11 protein-coding genes, 1 tRNA gene and 1 riboswitch are annotated in these 14,101 nt (G+C 72.9%); of the genes, 10 read left to right on the top strand and 2 right to left on the bottom strand.

What is annotated here, in order from left to right:
- Positions 1-11: 11 nt before the first annotated feature.
- From ACWDS7_RS09870 to ACWDS7_RS09880, 3 genes are all read left to right on the top strand, one after another.
- Positions 12-2,987, top strand: a complete 2,976-nt coding sequence (locus ACWDS7_RS09870; RefSeq protein ID WP_451928922.1) for an AfsR/SARP family transcriptional regulator — start codon at positions 12-14, stop codon at positions 2,985-2,987.
- Positions 2,988-3,074: 87 nt separating this feature from the next.
- Positions 3,075-4,361, top strand: coding sequence for an MGH1-like glycoside hydrolase domain-containing protein (locus ACWDS7_RS09875; protein ID WP_451928923.1), 1,287 nt, complete (start codon positions 3,075-3,077; stop codon positions 4,359-4,361).
- The gene (locus tag ACWDS7_RS09880; RefSeq protein ID WP_306857233.1) at positions 4,358-4,819 is read left to right on the top strand and encodes a hypothetical protein; all 462 of its coding nucleotides are present in this window, start codon (positions 4,358-4,360) and stop codon (positions 4,817-4,819) included. The genes ACWDS7_RS09875 and ACWDS7_RS09880 overlap by 4 nt, the downstream gene beginning before the upstream one ends.
- A gap of 187 nt (positions 4,820-5,006) precedes the next feature.
- On the opposite strand, the gene ACWDS7_RS09885 is transcribed toward ACWDS7_RS09880, so the two are convergent.
- Positions 5,007-5,321, bottom strand: coding sequence for a YtxH domain-containing protein (locus ACWDS7_RS09885; RefSeq protein WP_306858553.1), 315 nt, complete (start codon positions 5,319-5,321; stop codon positions 5,007-5,009).
- A gap of 165 nt (positions 5,322-5,486) precedes the next feature.
- On the opposite strand from ACWDS7_RS09885, the gene ACWDS7_RS09890 reads away from it, so the two are divergent.
- The 3 genes from ACWDS7_RS09890 (at position 5,487) to ACWDS7_RS09900 (ending at position 7,925) form a co-directional block, all read left to right on the top strand.
- A tRNA-Asn gene (locus ACWDS7_RS09890) sits at positions 5,487-5,559 on the top strand.
- A gap of 356 nt (positions 5,560-5,915) precedes the next feature.
- Complete coding sequence (locus ACWDS7_RS09895) at positions 5,916-7,037, top strand: nitric oxide synthase oxygenase (RefSeq protein WP_451928924.1); 1,122 nt, start codon at positions 5,916-5,918, stop codon at positions 7,035-7,037.
- Positions 7,038-7,151: 114 nt separating this feature from the next.
- Positions 7,152-7,925 (top strand): enoyl-CoA hydratase-related protein, encoded by a 774-nt coding sequence (locus tag ACWDS7_RS09900; RefSeq protein WP_451928925.1) that lies wholly within the window; start codon positions 7,152-7,154, stop codon positions 7,923-7,925.
- Between the two features lie 45 nt (positions 7,926-7,970).
- Here ACWDS7_RS09900 and ACWDS7_RS09905 read toward each other — a convergent pair whose 3' ends face one another.
- Positions 7,971-8,471 (bottom strand): DUF402 domain-containing protein, encoded by a 501-nt coding sequence (locus ACWDS7_RS09905; protein WP_451928926.1) that lies wholly within the window; start codon positions 8,469-8,471, stop codon positions 7,971-7,973.
- Positions 8,472-8,523: 52 nt separating this feature from the next.
- A riboswitch (SAM riboswitch) is annotated at positions 8,524-8,637 on the top strand.
- Between the two features lie 37 nt (positions 8,638-8,674).
- Here ACWDS7_RS09905 and ACWDS7_RS09910 point away from each other — a divergent pair.
- Genes ACWDS7_RS09910 through ACWDS7_RS09925 form a run of 4 tightly spaced genes read left to right on the top strand, consistent with a single transcriptional unit; the run spans position 8,675 to position 14,065 of the window.
- Positions 8,675-9,619: a glutathione S-transferase C-terminal domain-containing protein gene (locus ACWDS7_RS09910; protein ID WP_451928927.1), complete on the top strand. Its 945-nt coding sequence runs from the start codon at positions 8,675-8,677 to the stop codon at positions 9,617-9,619.
- Positions 9,620-9,665: 46 nt separating this feature from the next.
- Entirely contained in the window at positions 9,666-11,420 is a 1,755-nt protein-coding gene (locus tag ACWDS7_RS09915) for an FAD/NAD(P)-binding protein (RefSeq protein WP_451928928.1), read from the top strand.
- 51 nt (positions 11,421-11,471) lie between these two features.
- Positions 11,472-13,097, top strand: a complete 1,626-nt coding sequence (locus tag ACWDS7_RS09920) for an ABC transporter substrate-binding protein (RefSeq protein ID WP_451928929.1) — start codon at positions 11,472-11,474, stop codon at positions 13,095-13,097.
- Positions 13,094-14,065, top strand: a complete 972-nt coding sequence (locus ACWDS7_RS09925; RefSeq protein ID WP_451928930.1) for an ABC transporter permease — start codon at positions 13,094-13,096, stop codon at positions 14,063-14,065. Before ACWDS7_RS09920 ends, ACWDS7_RS09925 begins: the two co-directional genes overlap by 4 nt.
- Positions 14,066-14,101 lie beyond the last annotated feature (36 nt).

Genomic DNA, 14,101 nt, shown 5'->3' on the forward strand with positions numbered 1-14,101 from the left:
CAGGTGCCGGAGTGCGTGGTCGACGGCAAGCAGCTCGCCTGCGCACCTACGTGTCCGCGCTCCGGCAGGCCCTCGGGCCGGCCGACCGGACCGAGCCCCCGCTGCTGTGCACCGTGCCGGGCGGCTACCAGATGCGGCTCTCCCCGGCCGACCTCGACCTGCTGACCTTCGAGGAGCTCGCGGCGCAGGGACGCCAGGCGCTGACCGACGGGCGGCCGGGACTGGCGGCCGAGCGGTTGCGGCGGGCGCTCGGGCTCTGGCGCGGCCGGCCGTTCGAGGACGTCGCGCTGGACCCGGCACTGGACCAGGCGCTGGGCACCGAGCTGGTCCGGCTGGAGGAGCGCAGGCTCGCCGCGCAGGAGACCTGGATCGACTCCCAGCTCGCCCTCGGCCACCACGGCGACCTGCTCGCCGAGCTGGGGGCGCTGGTCGCCGAGGAGCCGCTGCGGGAGCGATTACAGGCCCAGTGGATGCTCGCCCTGTACCGTTCGGGCCGTCAGGCCGACGCGCTGCGCGCCTACCGGGAGCTGCGCCGGCAGCTCGTCCACGAGCTCGGCGTGGAGCCGAGCCCGCCGGTGCAGCGGCTGCACCGCCAGATCCTGGCCGGTCACGCCGGCCTGGCCCCGCCCGCGGACGCCCCCGCCGGCCCACCCGGAGCCCCGTCCGGTGCCTCGCCCGGCGGTCCGTCCGGTGTCGTGTCCGGCGGTCCGTCCGGGGCCGCCTCCGGTCCGTCCGGTGGTCTGTCCGGAGCCGCGTCCGGGGTCGCCTCCGGGGTCGCCTCCGGTGGCCCGGCCGGAGCGCCGGCGGTGCCCAGGCAGCTCCCCCGGGACATCGCCAGCTTCACCGGCCGGGCCGCGGAACTGGCCCACCTGCTGGCGCTCGCCCATCCGGCGGACCGCCCCGACGCGCCCGCGCCGGGTGCGGGGGCCCCGGCGTCCGGCCCCGGGGTGCCGGTGATCGGCGCCATCCGCGGCATGGCCGGGGTCGGCAAGACCACGCTCGCGGTGCACGCCGCGCACCTCCTGGCCGACCGCTTCACCGACGGGCAGCTCTTCGTCGACCTGCACGGCTTCACCCAGGGGGTGGCGCCGGTCGACCCGGCCGACGCGCTGGACCAGATGCTGCGCTCCCTGGGCGTGCCCGGTGAGCAGATCTCGCACGACCTCGACTCCCGGGCCGCCCTCTACCGGACCCGGCTGGCCGGCCGGCGCGTGCTCATCCTGCTGGACAACGCGCTCGGCGAGGCCCAGGTGCGGCCCCTGCTGCCCGGCACTCCCGGCTGCCTGACGCTGATCACCAGCCGCAGGCGCCTGGCCGGCCTCGACGACGTCCGGACGCTCTCCCTGGAGGTCCTCCCGCCCGGCGACGCGCTGACCCTGTTCACCCGCACCGCCGGTGAGCAGCGCCTGGCCGGCCAGCCGCCCGGGCTGCTCACCGAGATCGTCGAGCTGTGCGGCCGGCTGCCGCTGGCGATCCGCATCGCCGCCGCCCGGCTGCGCGTCAGGCCCGGCTGGACCCCGGCGGACCTGGCCGGCCGGCTCCGCGACCACCAGCACCGGCTCAGCGAGCTCGAAGTCGGCCAGCTCAGCATCACGGCGACCATGGACCTGTCCTACCACCACCTCAGCCCCGGCAGGCAGGGCATGTACCGGCTGCTCGGCCTGCACCCGGGGCCCGACATCGAGCGGCACGCGGCCGCGGCCCTGGCGGGCACCACCCCCCAGCACGCCGGCCATCTCCTCGACGACCTGGTCGACGCCCACCTGCTGCAGGAACCGGTCCCGGGCCGCTACCGCTTCCACGACCTGGTGCGCACGCACGCCACCGCCACCCTGGCCGACGAGGACGCCGACGCCGACCGGCGCACCGCGCTGATGCGCCTGTTCGACCACTACATCCGCACCGCTTCGGCCGCCGTGGACACGGCGCACACCTACGAGACCGACCACCCCGTCCGGGCCCGGGGACAGGACGCCCGCTCCGGGGCCCCCGGGGACCGGGCGCGCGCGTCGGAGTGGCTGGACGCCGAGCTGACCAACCTGCTCGCCACCGCCGCGTACGCGGCCCGGCACGGCTGGCCCGCCCACGCCCTGCACCTGTGGGCGTCCCTCCACCGCCACCTGCACACCCGTGCGCACTACACCCACGCCCGCACCCTGCACGGCAACGCCCTGCACGCCGCCCGCGTCCTCGCCGACCGCGACCGGGAGCTCGCCGCCCTGTGCGGCCTGGGCGACGTGCATCTCGCCCAGGGGCGGTTCGGGCGGGCCGCCGACTACTTCGAGCGGGCGTTGGAGATCGCCCGGGTGACCGGCAACCGGGACGGGGAGCTGGGCGCGCTGTGTGGTCTGGGGCACGTGCACCGGGCGCAGGGCTGGTTCGGGCGGGCCGCCGACTGCTTCGAGCGGGCGTTGGAGATCGCCCGGGTGACCGGCAACCGGGACGGGGAGCTGGGCGCGCTGTGTGGTCTGGGGCACGTGCACCGGGCGCAGGGCTGGTTCGGGCGGGCCGCCGACCACTTCGAGCAGGCACTGAAGATCGCCGACGTCACCGGCAGCCGCGACGGCGAGCTGCGCGCGCTGACCGGCCTCGGCATCACCCACCTCATGCGGGGCGAGCACCGGCCGGCCACCGACTGCTACCGCCGCGCCCTGCGGATCGCCCGCCGGATCGGCGACCGCAACGCCCAGTTCGAGGGCCTGTACGGCCTCGGCCGTGTCCACCAGGCCACCGGCCGCCCCGACCGGGCCTTCACCTACCACCGGACCGCTCTCGACATCGCCCACGACCTCGGCCACCCGGCGGGCCAGGTGCGCGCCCTGCACGGCCTGGCCCGCGCCCACCGTGACCTGGGCCGGCACGAGGAGGCCCGCGAGCTGTGGCGGCGTGCCCTGGACATCCTCACCGACCTGGGCGTCCCGGAGGTCGAGGAGATCAGCGCTGAGGAGATCTATGCCCATCTGCGTGATCCCGACCGCCGGTCATAGCGGCCTTCGACCCGTCTTGGAGGGTATTGCGACGACTATTGGGTTTAACCCCTGTTTTCCTGGCGGATACAGGCGCAGACTAAGCGGATGGAGGCGCGGCCGGCCGTAGACGACGCCGCTCTCGGGCGCGAGGCGTGGTCCGTGCTCGACGCGAACTGGACGGGGTCCGCCACCGTGCCCGCACCCGGGCTCTACCCCCACCAGTGGAACTGGGACTCCACCTTCGTCGCGATCGGCCTGGCCCGCTGGGACACCCGGCGGGCGGGGACCGAGCTGCTCAGCCTGCTGGCCGGGCAGTGGAGCACCGGCATGGTGCCGCACATCGTCTTCCACCCGTCCCACTCCGACGCCTACTTCCCCGGCCCCTCCGTCTGGCGCTCGCAGGACCATCCGGCCTCCCCCAACAAGGGGATCACCTCCGGGCTGACCCAGCCGCCGCTGCAGGCCCTGGCCCTGTGGTGGGTGTGGCGGCACGCGGCGGACCGCGCCGAGGCCGCCGCCCTCGTCCGCCGGCTGTATCCGATGCTGGTGGCCCAGCACGACTATCTCGCCACGACCAGGGACCTGGGCGGGGGAGGGCTGGCCGCGATCGTGCACCCGTGGGAGTCGGGGATGGACGACAGCCCCGTATGGGACGCCCCGCTGGGAGCGCTGCCCGCGGTCCGCTACGCCTACCGGGGCGAGGAGCTCCCCGACAGCCACCAGGACCGCTACATCTGGCTGGCCCTGCGTTACCGCGACTCCGGCTACGACGGCGCCTATCTGCGTGACGAACATCCGTTCGCGGTGGAGGACCCGATGTTCAACGGGATCTGGCTGGCCTCCTGCCAGGTGCTCGCCGAGCTGGCCCCGCTGGCGGGCGCCGACCCCGGGCCGCACCGGGAGGCGGCCGAGCGGATCCGTGCGGGGGTGCTGGAGCGGCTCTGGGCCGACGGGGTCTTCCGCGCCCGGGATCTGCGCAGCGGGCGGCTCAGCCCCGTCTGCACGGTCGGCGGTTTCGGGCCGATGCTCGATCCCGGCCTGTCCGCCGACCGGGTGGAGAAGCTGGTGGGCGTGCTGGAGTCGCCCCGGTTCATGGGCGCCGCGGGATACCCGGTGCCGAGCTGCGAGATCCGCGCGCCGCAGTTCGACCGGTCCTGCTACTGGCGGGGGCCCTCCTGGGTGAACACCAACTGGCTGCTCCGGCGCGCGCTGGCCGTACACGGCCTGACGGGGCCGGCGGGACTGCTCGGCGCGGGCACCCTGCGCCTGGTACGGCAGGCGGGCTTCCGCGAGTGCTTCGACCCCTTCGACGGCAGCGGCCGGGGCAGCCGGGACTTCTCCTGGTCGGCCGCGCTCACCCTCGATCTGCTCGCGGATAACGTGGACGCATGAAGCTCTTCAACCGCATGCCCGCCGAGGTCCGCGCGGCCGTCGCGCCGACCGACCGGGTGCTCACCTACGCCGAGGGGCCGGACGGCTACGTGATCGCCACCGACAAGGCGCTCTATCTGGGCGGGGTCAGGCTGCCGTGGTTCCAGGTGGACCGCGGCGTGTGGGACGAGGAGGGGCTGACGGTCGTCACCACGGCGGGAGGGTCGCACCGCGCGCTGCTGCCCGAGCCGGGACGGATCCCCGAGGCCGTGCGGGAGCGGGTGACCGCCTCCATCGTGGTGAACCAGTACGCCCCGCTGGACGCGCGCGGGGGAGTCCGGCTGGTGGCCAGGAGGACTGGGGACGACCAGATGATCTGGGAGTTCGTCTTCGACCCCGGCATGGACCCCACCGACCCCGGCCTGCGGGCCCTGGCCGAGCAGGCGCTCGAGGAGACGCGCCGCAGTTTCGGCGTCTGAGCGCGGGCGTAGGCCCGAGCCCGGACAGAGACCTTGGTCCGGGCAGAGATCTGAGCCCGCGCGGAGACCCGGGTCCGGACGGGCGTCCGGACGCGGGCAGGAGCCCGAGCCCGAGTCCGGGCCGGCGGTCTCGGCCCGGACGCGCGGAAGGCCCCCGCGGGGGCCTTCCGTCCGTCAGGGGTGTCCGTCATGGGTGTGGAGAGGTGGCCCTGTCATCCTCCGGCCAGCCGGTGCCCGTCTCGTCGTGTTTGTCGGCCTGCCAGCCGTTGTCCGAGTGCAGGAACGGCAGCCGGTTCTTGGCCGCATGGGTCACCTTCGTCTTGGCGGCGCCGGTGACCTTCGAGACCCGGGCGCCGACCAGGCCGGCGGTCTCCTGAACCCTCGGACTGTCGGACACCCGCAGGGCCATCCGCTTGATCTGCTCGTAACGCTCCCGCCCGGCGCGGCTCCCCAGGATGTAGCCCACAGCAAGACCCACCCCGAACATCATCCGGTAACGCATCTCCACCTCCACAGCCATGCTCCGCCGGACCCTACCCGCGGATCGCGGGTCGTTTCCGACCTACCCCGGTGTAGCGATGCGACACACACGCTCAGAGTGCGCTAATCTATTCCTGCGCCGCAAGGAGCGGGGAAAACTTCCCGGTCAGAGCGGCGCAAAGCGCGATCCCGTGTAGCTCAATCGGCAGAGCAGCCGGCTGTTAACCGGCAGGTTATAGGTTCGAGTCCTATCGCGGGAGCAACACACAGAAGGCCCCCGGAGCCCAGCTCCGGGGGCCTTCGGCGTGCTGTGGCCCGATTCGGGAGACAAATCCTCCCTGGCCGTAGAAGATGTCAGATACCGCGTCATGTATCGCTATGCTCGCCAGTCAGCGAGGACGGCGCGGTTGCCGCGGAACACAGCGATCGCAGTGGGGCAGGGCCGCTGCACACAGGGCACCGCGCCGCCCGGAACGGCCGTCCGTGCCCGTGAGCACGCATGGGTGGTTGTTCTGTGCTGATCTGGCGGAGGTCTCGGCGTCGTGCACCGGATCTGATGGGCGGTGTCCGGCGCGCGGCGGCCAAGTTCTTGAGGGCGAAGGAGCCTGTCCCGGTCGTGCAAGAGATCGATATCGCGGCGGCCGCGGACTTCCTGAGGTTGTTCCACGCCGAGAACCCCGAGGCGGGGCCGGTGGAGGCCCGCATGCGCGAAGTCCAGATCGAGATCTACCGGACGGGGAGCTACACGCACACCCCGGAGGAGCTCGCCTTCGGCGCCCGGGTGGCCTGGCGCAACAGCTCCAGGTGCATCGGCCGGCTGTACTGGCACTCGCTGCAGGTGCGTGACCGGCGCTGGGTGAACACGGCCGAGGAGGTGGCCGTGGAGTGCGTCAACCACCTGAGGGAGGCCGCGCCCAACCGCAAGGTCCGGCCGACGATCACGGTGTTCGCCCCCGACCGGCCGGGCAGGCCGGGCCCGAGGATCTGGAACGAGCAGCTCATCCGCTACGCCGGATACGCGATGGACGACGGGTCCGTCGTCGGCGACCCCCGGTATGTGGACTTCACCACGATGGTGCGCAAACTCGGCTGGCCCGGCGGCCCCGGCACGCATTTCGACGTGCTGCCGCTGGTCGTCTCGGCGGGCGGCGGCTCGCCGCTGATGTTCGGCGTGCCCGCCGACGCCGTGCTGGAGGTGGAGCTCACCCATCCGTCCTACCGCTGGTTCGAGAAGCTCGGGCTGCGCTGGCACGCCGTACCGGCGATCTCCAACATGTGCCTGGAGATCGGCGGGATCCACTACCGGGCGGCGCCGTTCAACGGCTGGTACATGGGCAGCGAGATCGGCGCGCGCAACCTTGCCGACATCGACCGCTACGACCTGATGCCGATCATGGCCCAGCTCCTGGGCCTGGACACCTCCACCGACCGCTCGCTCTGGCGCGACCACGCCCTGGTGGAGCTGAACGTGGCGGTCCTGCACTCCTTCGACCAGGCCGGGGTGACGATGGCCGACCACCACACCGAGTCGCGGCGCTTCCTGACCCACCTGGCGCGCGAGGAGAAGGCCGGCCGGGTCTGCCCGGCCGACTGGAGCTGGATCGTCCCGCCCATCTCGGGCTCGGCCACGCCGGTCTTCCACCGCTACTACGACGAGGCGGAGCTGTCGCCGAGCTACGTCCACCACCCCGATTCCGTGGAGCGGGGGCTCGGTCGCTGGCCCGTACCGGGGTGGTGACGGGCCGCTGGCCCGTGCCGGGATGGTGACGGAGGGCGGGACGGCGGGGCGGGGGCGTTGCGGAGAAGCTGTAGAACATGATTCGGTATGGTGGCCGGGTAAGGAGGGCGCGGAATGATGGACCTGGTGCTGTCGTCGGTCGAGCAGGGCGTGCTGACGCTGACGTTCAACCGGCCCGAGCGGCTCAACGCCTGGACCGACACGATGGGGCGGCGATACTTCGACCAGCTCGCCGAGGCCGAGAAGGACCCGGAGGTCCGGGTGATCGTCGTGACCGGGGCGGGGAGGGGCTTCTGCGCCGGCGCGGACTTCCAGACCCTCAACGCCATCCAGGACGGCTCCTACGAAGGGGAGCCGGACAGGCGGCCCACCACCTTCCCGGCCACCATCGGCAAGCCGGTCATCGCGGCCGTCAACGGCGCCTGCGCCGGGCTCGGCATGGTCCACGCCCTGGTCTGCGACCTGGTCTTCACCGCCGCCGAGGCCAAGTGGACGACCGCCTTCGCCCGCCGCGGCCTGATCGCCGAGTACGGCCTGTCGTGGATCCTGCCCAGGCTCATCGGCCAGGCCCGGGCCATGGACCTGCTGCTGTCGGGCCGCACGTTCACCGGGGCGGAGGCGTACCGGCTGGGCCTGGCCGGCCGGTCGGTGCCCGGGGAGAACCTGCTGGAGGAGACCCTGGCCTACGCCCGCGAGCTGGCGACGCACAGCTCGCCGGCGTCGATGGCCGTGATCAAGCGCCAGGTCTGGGGCGACTGGGGCCGGACCCTGGAGGCGTCGGAGTCGGCCGCCGTGCGCCTGATGGCCGAGTCGTTCGGCCGCCCCGACTTCGCCGAGGGCGTGGCCAGCTTCGTCGAGCGCCGCGCCCCCAGGTTCCCGCCCCTGTGAGCCCGCCCGCCGCCGGGCCTCGCCCGCGGCGGTGGCGCGGGGCGGTCAGGTCACGTGGGACAGCCAGTGGGGGGCGGTCCTGAAGGGGGCGGCGCCGGTGGTGACGGCCTCCATCAGCCGGGCGGCCGTGGCGCGGGCGTTCTCGATGACCTCGGGGGGATAGGCGTAGCGGACCTGGTGCTCCTCGAACTCGTCCTCGTCGTCCAGGATGATCCGGCCGTCGCGCATGCGCAGGACGTCGAGGTCGAGGTCGACCATGGTCACCTCGCCGTCGCGCCACTCGGGGACGGTCGAGATGTCGCAGTAGATCTCGACCCTGTTCGGCTCGGCGTTGAAGGTGGCCGTCCACCAGGCGTCGCGGGGGAAGAGCATCACGAACGCGTCGGTCCAGGTCACCGGAGGCTCGTCGCCCCTGCTGCCGGTGGAGCCGGCGACGCAGCCGGTCCAGACGCCGTGCTCGTCCTCGCCGAGGAGCAGCGCGGGGTGGTGCCAGTGCAGTGAGCCGTCGTATTTGCGGTAGACCACATTCACGATCTCGCGTGTCATCCCCCGACCATAAGGGTTGACAGAGATCTATGTATTTCCTACCTTCTAACTAGGTTAAGAGTGTCAGTGCAGAGCCCCGGCTCACTGACCGGCAACCCTCGCACCCGCGGCGGGGTGCCCCCGGGGGAGACCTGGCGGCACGGTCGGCGTGCCGCAAGCGCGGACCCCTCAACGGGTCACCGAGGCATGCCTGGGAGCAGTACATGTCCGAGATCACACTCAACTACGCCGGCCCCGTCGACCTCGACGCCTACGGCCGCTACCGGCCGGGCGACCGGCCCGGCCCCCGCTACCCCTTCCAGGGGCGGATCACCGCCGACGGCGCCGGCGAGTTCCCCGCCGAGCCGGGCCGCTACCACCTCTACGTCGCGGCGGTCTGTCCCTACGCGCAGCGCGCGGTGATCGTGCGCTCGCTCAAGGGACTGCAGGACGTGATCTCGCTGTCCTACGTGGACGACGAGCGTGACGGGCGCGGCTGGGCCTTCCGCGAGCGGCGCGGGGCCGACCCGGTGAACGGCTTCACCACGCTCCGCGAGGCGTACGAGGCGACCGAGCCGGGCTTCGACGGCCACGTCTCGGTGCCGGTGCTGTGGGACAGGGCGGGCGGGCGGATCGTCAGCAACGACTTCCCCGACATCACGATCGACCTGGGCACCCGGTTCGGCGGCGACCCGGAGATCGACCTCTACCCCGAGGAGCTCCGGCCGGACATCGACGCGCTCAACGTCAGGATCTACGAGTACGCCAACACCGCGGCGGGCCGCGTCGCCTCGGCCGCCGGCGAGACGGAGTACGGCCAGGCACGGCAGGCCGTGATCTCCTTCCTGGAGGAGCTCGACGCCCGGCTCGCCGACCGCAGGTTCCTGTTCGGCTCCGGGATCACCGAGGCGGACGTGCGGCTCTGGCCGACGTTGCTCCGCTTCGACCTCGCCGACAACCCCTCCGCCAGGATCAGCGAGCGCCCGCTGACCGCCTTCCCGAATCTGTGGGCCTACGCCCGGGACCTCTACCGGCACCCCGCCTTCCGCGACAGCACCGACTTCTCCGCGATCACCTCCCCGGCCGCCACGGAGACCGACCCCTGGCGGATCCCGGTCGAGCCGCTCCACGCCGACTGGGACGAGCCGCACCGCAGAGCCGCCGTATGAGCCCCGCGAGCGCCGCGACCCCCGTGCGGCCGGGCGAGGAGATCGCATGAGCGCCTCCGTCGCCGTCGTCGGCGCCGGGCCGACCGGGACCTGCCTGGTGGAGCGGATCTGCGCCAACGCGGCCGACCTGCTCGACTGGCCGTCGCTGGACGTCCACGTGATCGACCCCTACCCCCCGGGCGGCGGACGGGTCTGGCGCAGGGAGCAGCCCGAGCTGCTCTGGATGAACTCCACCGCCGCCGACGTGACGCTGTTCACCGACGCGTCGGTCCAGTGCCGGGGCCCGATCCGCCCCGGCCCCTCGCTGGCCCAGTGGCTCGGCGGCGACCCCGGCAGGTTCGCCTCCCGGCCGGTCCAGAACGCCTACCTGTCCCACGTCTTCCAGCAGGCGGTCGACACCGCTCCACGCGGCGTCCGGGTGCACGTCCACGCGGCCCGCGCGCTGGACCTCACCGACGTCCCCGGCGGGCAGGTCGTGACGCTGGAGGGCGACCGGACGATCGAGGTGGACGCGGTGATCCTGGCGCAGGGGCACGGCGACGTGATCCCGACCAGGCAGGAGCGGGCACTGGCGGAGACGGCCGCGGGCAGCGGGCTGCACTACCTGCCCACCGGCTACGCCGCCGACCTCGACCTGGACCGGGTGCCCGGGGGCGAGCCGGTGATCGTCCGGGGCATGGGGCTGGCCTTCGTCGACCTGATGGTGCTGCTCACCTCGGGCCGGGGCGGCCGGTTCGTCCGCGAGTACGACGGGGAGCTCGTCTACCTGCCCAGCGGGCGGGAGCCGCTGCTCCAGGTGGGCTCGCGCCGCGGCGTGCCGTACCACTCGAAGACCGGATACCCCTTCCGCGGCGCCCGCCCGCCGGTGCCGCGCTTCCTCACCGCGCAGGCGCTCGGCGAGGGGCCGTGGAACTTCCGCAGGGACGTGTGGCCGCTGGCCGCCAAGGAGCTGGGCCACGCCTACTACCACGAGCTGATCACCGCCCACCCGGAGCGGGCCCGGACGGGCTGGGCGGAGTTCGAGGAGGCGTACGCGGCCGAGGAGTGGCGCAGTCCCGGGATGCGCGCGCTGATCCGCAGGGCCGTACCCCGGCACCTGGACCGGCTGGACTTCGACCGGCTGGACCGGCCGCTGGAGCGGATGCGGTTCGGCGACCCGGCGGGGCTGCGCAGGTGGATGCACGGCTACCTGGGAGCGGACCTGGAGCGGCGCTCCGACCCCGCGCACAGCGCCGACCACGCCATGATCCTCGGGCTGCTGTCCGTCTACGGCGTCCTGGCCGAGCTGGGCGTCTCCGACCCCTGGTTCCACGGCTTCTTCAGCTACGTCGCCAGCGGTCCGCCCGGCCCCCGGCTGGAGGAGCTGCGGGCGCTGGCCAGGGCCGGCGTGGTCACCTTCCTCGGCGCGGACCTGAAGGTGGAGCACCGTGACCGGCGGTGGCAGGCGCACAGCCCCACCGTCCCCGGCACGGTGGCGGCCCGGACCCTGATCGAGGCCCGGCTGCCCGCGCCCAGCGTGAGCCGGGCCACCGACCCGCTGATCTCCGCGCTCCGCGACCGGGGCGAGATCGACGAGGACTCCGGGCTGCTGAAGGTACGGCCCGCCGACCGCCGCCTGCTCGACCGCTCCGACACCCCCCACCCCCGCAGGTTCGCCTTCGGCCCCTGGGTCGTGGGCGGCAGGGCCACCGGCGGGTTCGCCCGGCCCGGCCTCAACGCCCCGCTCTTCCGGCACGCCGACGCCCTCGCCCGGATCGTGCTGTCCGAGGCCGTCACCACCCAGATCAGACACGTCGCCTGAGCTGTCTGTCGCCCGAGCTGCCTGTCGCCTGAGCTGTAAGGAGAGAAGAACGTGAAAGTCCGATGGGGCGCCCTGACGCTGACCGCGGTGCTGGCGCTCGCGGCGTGCGGGGCCGAGACGGAGGCCCCGACAGCCGCGGCCGGCGGCGGGGGCGGCGGGTCGCTGGTGTGGGCGGTGGAGACGCAGCCCATCACGTTCAACCCCCAGCAGTGGGGCCAGAACAAGGCCCGCCTGCTGGTGCACAACCAGTTCGACTCGCTGGTCGCCCGGGGCAAGGACGGCGAGTTCCTGCCGTGGCTGGCCAAGTCCTGGGAGGTCTCCAAGGACGGCCTGACCTACACCCTCCACCTCCGCGACGACGTCACCTTCCACGACGGGGAGAAGTTCGACGCCGCGTCGGTGAAGGCCAACTTCGACCAGTTCCTGACACCGGGCTACAACCCGGCGGTCGCCGCCGTCCAGCTCCGTAACTTCGGCAGGGCCGAGGTGGCCGGCCCGCACACCCTGAAGATCACACTGAAGGCGCCGGACGGGCTGTTCCTGGACTTCCTGTCCTCGCCGTACGCCGGCCAGATCTCCCCGAAGTCGCTGAGGAACGCCAAGGACCTCAAGGCCGGCGGGGTCGACGTCGTCGGCACCGGGCCGTTCGTCCTCGACCGGTTCACCCCGGGACAGGAGGTCCACTACAAGCGCAACCCCGACTACGGCTGGCCGCCCGCCGGCTCGGCCCACCAGGGGCCGGCGCACCTGGCGGAGGTGACCTACCGCTTCCTGCCCGAGGCCGCCGTCCGGGTCGGCGCGCTCACCTCGGGCCAGGTCCAGGTGATCGAGGGCGTGCCCGCCACGGAGATCGCCCTGATCAAGGGCGACCCCCGGTTGAAGCTGGAGACCAGCCTCAACTCCGGCAGCGCGTTCTCCTACTACTTCAACCAGTCGCACCCGCCCTTCGACGACAAACGGGTGCGCGAGGCCTTCCGGGACGCCGTCGACGTCGACGCCGTCCTCAACTCGGTCTACCAGGGCACGGCGGAACGGGCCTGGAGCATCATCGGCCAGGGCAGCCCGCAGTTCTACGACGCCTCACTGGAGAACACCTTCGGCAACGACCCGCAGCGGGCGGCCAGGCTGCTCGACGAGGCGGGCTGGGACAAGCGCGACACCGAGGGTTACCGGGTCAAGGACGGCAGGCGGCTGACCGTGCGGGCCGTCAACTCCGCCCCGTTCGTCCGCGACCGCCGCGACATCCTCGCCCAGGCGATCCAGGCGGCGGTCAAGCAGAGCGCCGGCATCGACTTCCAGGTCAAGCTGGTCGACCAGGGCACCGCGCAGAAGGCCTACGACGACAACCAATATGACGTCTTCGAGAACTCCCGCGGCGACACCGACGCCGGGGCCGCGCTCAACCTGATCCTCCCCAAGGGCGCCGCGATCAACCGGACCCACTTCGCGGACGCCGGCCTGGACAGGCTGCTCGCCGAGGCGTCGGCCAGCTCCGACGCCGCCGAGCGCAAGGAGCTCTACGCCAAGGTGCAGAAGCTCGTCGCCGACGAGGCCCTGCTCCTGCCGCTCTACGTGCCGGCCGACCAGATCGCCTACAGCGCCTCCGTAACCGGGCTCACCTTCGAGCCGGTCTCCGGCACCCCCAACAGTGCTTATGACATCCGGACAGGGACATGAGCACCCTCACACTCACCCGGCGGCGGGGGCTGGCCGCCGCCGGGTGGCTGGGCCCGGTGGCCCGGCGGCTCGGATCCGGCGTGGCCGTGCTCTGGGCCGCCGCCACCGCGGCCTACGTCGCGCTGCTGCTCGCCCCGGGCGACACCGTGGACGTCCTCATCGGCGACGGTCTCGACACCCCCGAGCGGAGGGCGCAGATCATCGCCGAATGGGGGCTGGACCGCTCGGCCCTGCAGCAGTACGGCGACTATCTGATCCGGCTGCTCCAGGGCGACCTTGGCCACTCCTACATCCTGCAGCGCGGCGTCGGCGACGTCCTGTCCTCGCAGATCGGGCCGACCGTGAGGCTCGCCCTCGCCGCGGCGGTCTTCGGGGTGGCGCTGGCCCTGGTTCTCGCGCTGGTCACCGCGGGCCGCAGGTCCTGGACCAACGACCTGGCCGGGCTGTCGGAGCTGGTGGCGGTCTCGGTGCCGCCGTTCCTGATCGGGATCCTGCTGCTGGCCGTCTTCTCCTTCAGCCTCGGCTGGTTCCCGGTCTCCGGCGACCAGGGCTCCGCCGCGCTCGTGCTGCCGGCCGCAGCGCTGGGACTGCAGATCGCCGGAGTGCTCGGCCAGGTGCTGCGCGAAGGTCTCGAACGGGCGCTGGAGGAGCCGTTCGCGGTGACCGCGCGCTCGCGCGGCATCACCGAGTGGCGCCTCGTCACCCGCCACGCCCTGCGGCACGCCCTGCTCCCGGCCGTCACCCTCACCGGATGGTTCACCGGCGTCCTGCTCGGCGGCGCGATCGTCGTCGAGGCCGTGTTCGGCCGCCCCGGCCTCGGCCAGGTCACCGTCTCGGCGGTGACCGGCAAGGACATGCCCGTGGTGATGGCGATCGTGCTGCTGTCGGCCCTGGTCTACGTGACGGTCAGCACGGTCGTCGACCTCGCCTACCTGGCGATCGACCCCCGCCTGAGGAGGAGCCGATGATCAGGACCGTTCCCCGCCCGGAGGCGCCGGCGGCGA

The organism is Streptosporangium sp. NPDC003464, assembly GCF_053588315.1.

Excerpts from the sequence above, each read along its gene's own strand:
- ACWDS7_RS09875 (WP_451928923.1), top strand. The coding sequence starts at position 3,075 with ATGGAGGCGCGGCCGGCCGTAGACGACGCCGCTCTCGGGCGCGAGGCG.
- ACWDS7_RS09885 (WP_306858553.1), bottom strand. The coding sequence starts at position 5,321 with ATGCGTTACCGGATGATGTTCGGGGTGGGTCTTGCTGTGGGCTACATC.
- ACWDS7_RS09925 (WP_451928930.1), top strand. The coding sequence starts at position 13,094 with ATGAGCACCCTCACACTCACCCGGCGGCGGGGGCTGGCCGCCGCCGGG.
- ACWDS7_RS09910 (WP_451928927.1), top strand. The coding sequence starts at position 8,675 with ATGTCCGAGATCACACTCAACTACGCCGGCCCCGTCGACCTCGACGCC.
- ACWDS7_RS09900 (WP_451928925.1), top strand. The coding sequence starts at position 7,152 with ATGATGGACCTGGTGCTGTCGTCGGTCGAGCAGGGCGTGCTGACGCTG.
- ACWDS7_RS09905 (WP_451928926.1), bottom strand. The coding sequence starts at position 8,471 with ATGACACGCGAGATCGTGAATGTGGTCTACCGCAAATACGACGGCTCA.
- ACWDS7_RS09915 (WP_451928928.1), top strand. The coding sequence starts at position 9,666 with ATGAGCGCCTCCGTCGCCGTCGTCGGCGCCGGGCCGACCGGGACCTGC.
- ACWDS7_RS09880 (WP_306857233.1), top strand. The coding sequence starts at position 4,358 with ATGAAGCTCTTCAACCGCATGCCCGCCGAGGTCCGCGCGGCCGTCGCG.